This window comes from Mesorhizobium sp. M8A.F.Ca.ET.021.01.1.1, from assembly GCF_003998025.1.
Lineage (GTDB): Bacteria > Pseudomonadota > Alphaproteobacteria > Rhizobiales > Rhizobiaceae > Mesorhizobium.
In genome coordinates this window covers 1-2,171 of sequence record NZ_RZSJ01000794.1, presented here as the reverse complement: position 1 = coordinate 2,171, position 2,171 = coordinate 1, and the positions used below count along the sequence as shown (strand labels likewise).

Annotated in this window: 3 protein-coding genes; 1 reads left to right on the top strand and 2 read right to left on the bottom strand. The window is 62.5% G+C overall.

All coding sequences use genetic code 11. From position 1 onward, the window contains the following. The coding region (locus EOA36_RS33970; RefSeq protein WP_189553509.1) for an O-antigen ligase family protein at nt 1-498 on the top strand (498 nt) is incomplete at its 5' end. Nucleotides 499-556: 58 nt separating this feature from the next. Here EOA36_RS33970 and EOA36_RS33965 read toward each other — a convergent pair. Next, nucleotides 557-1,699 carry a DegT/DnrJ/EryC1/StrS aminotransferase family protein gene (locus EOA36_RS33965; protein ID WP_127281072.1) on the bottom strand — a complete coding sequence of 381 codons (1,143 nt, stop codon included), beginning with the start codon at nt 1,697-1,699 and terminating at the stop codon, nt 557-559. A 229-nt stretch (nt 1,700-1,928) separates the two neighbouring features. Beyond that, nucleotides 1,929-2,171, bottom strand: a 243-nt coding sequence (locus EOA36_RS33960) for a PfkB family carbohydrate kinase (RefSeq protein WP_245464545.1), incomplete at its 5' end; no start/stop codon positions are given.

The following is a 2,171-nucleotide window of genomic DNA, read 5'->3' as shown; positions in this document are numbered from 1 at the left end:
CTGTTTGCCTACCTCAAAACAACGGGCTGGCTGGCTTTCTATCCGGGAACGTTCGCCGCGCGGCTTGATCTTTGGCAGATGATCTCGCCCCACATTGCGGAGCAGCCGGTTCTCGGCCATGGCGCCAATACGATGAGAAACGCGGTCGGGGTCGTGGTGAATCCCACATATTACGCGCAGGCGGATCTTCCGAGCGCGCACAATATCGTATTCGATTTGTGGTACGAGTTGGGAGCGCTGGGCATCATTGTGTACGGGGTGCTCCTGGGCACGATCATAAGAATGATCGGCCGTTTGAGCGGCCCCTGCCATTTCATAGCCAGCAGCTATCTGATCATAGCTGTTGTCGAACTGTCGGTCGACCATCGGATCTGGTTGTCATGGGTGCTGGGCACTTTGGTCTTCACAGCGGGCATCTGCATATTGCAGTGCCGTTCCGTGGCCCGGCCGGGAACGGATGACCGGATCACAAGACGCGCGGCGACCTTCTCAAAATAGCGGCGCGAAGCGCACGACCGCCTATGCCGGCGAGGTGTCGCCTCTGGTATCCGGCGCCTTATTCGGCCGCGGCCTGCGCCGAGTTCGAGCCGATATAGTTGCGGATCGTTTCGATGATCCGGTTCTGGTCAGCCTCGCTGAGATAGGGGTGCATCGGCAGGCACAGGATGCGTTTCGGCAGGTCCTCCGAAACCGCGAGACCGGTCGGCGTGCGCGGGTAGTCGCGATAGGCGATCTGCTCATGCAGCGGCTTGACATAGTAGATGACGGACGGGATGCCCTTTTCGCTCAGATGCCCCTTAAGGCCATCGCGTTTCGGCGTCTCGATCGCGTATTGCGCCCACGCCGAGCGGCTGCCATCCAGGTTGCGGGCGGCGGTGACGATGTCGCCGAGGCCTTCCGCGTAACGCTGGGCGACCACTTGCCGCGCCACCATTTCTTCCTCGAGGATGGCGAGCTTCTCGATCAGGATCGCCGCCTGAAGCGTATCGAGCCGTGAATTGATGCCGACGCGGACGTTGTCGTACTGCGTCTCGCCCTTGCCGTGGAAGGCGAAGGAACGCAGCGCGTCGGCCAGAGCGTCGTCATTGGTGAACATCGCGCCGCCGTCGCCATAGCAGCCGAGCGGCTTGGCCGGATAGAAGCTGGTCGAGCCGACATGGCCGAACCCGCCGCACATCCTGCCTTCGAGCGAGCCACCCATGGACTGGGCGGCATCCTCGATCACCAATAGGCCTTCGCGATTGGCGATGGCCATGATCGCCTCATAGTCGGCGGCAAGACCGAACAGGTCGACGGGGATGATCGCCTTCGGCTTCAGTCGGCCTTCCTTCTTGATGGCCGCGATCGCCGCCTCGAGGCTGGCGATGTCGATGTTGTAGGTCTTCGGATCGACATCGACGAAAACCGGCTCGGCCTTGGCCAGCGCCACCACTTCCGCCGTGGCGGCGAAGGTAAAGCTCGGCACGAACACCGCGTCACCTGGGCCGATGCCGGCGGCGAACAGCGGCAAAAGCAATGCGTCGGTGCCGTTGGCGCAGGCAACCACATGCTTGACGCCGACATAGGCGGCGAGCTTCTTCTCGAATTCGGCGACCTGGGGGCCTAGGATGTAGCGGCCATCTTCGACGACGTGGTCGACCGCGGCTTTCAGCCGGTCGCGGATTCGTTCGCGCTGCGCGCCAAGATCGATGAACTGCATGTCGGCCTCAATACCTGCCACTAACCGGCCCGCTGGTACCAGACTTGGCGCGGCTGAAAAAGCCGGCTGCGGGCCGGGCATATGGCGCAAGTGTCGCAGCCCGTTACCGTGTTTTGCCGGCGCATTGGCCTAAAAAGCCGGGAATCCGGCCTTGGCGGCGCAATTCAGGCCATGTCTATCGCGGTTTTCCGGCGCATGGAAACATAAAGTGATCGCGCTGGAGGGCCGATCAGCCGATCTCGTGCCGCCATGGGGAATTGGCGCCGGCCCGTGATACCGTCACCGCCGCCGCCTTGGCGCCGAGCGCCAATGCTTTGCCGATAGCGTCTTGCGACAGGCTGGAAATCGCCGCCTTCGTCAGCAGGCCTTGCTCATGCAGGGAGGCAAGGATGCCGGCATTGAACGTGTCTCCGGCGCCGACGGTGTCCACCACCTTCACTGTCTCCGGCATGACGGTGACACGGTGCTGCTT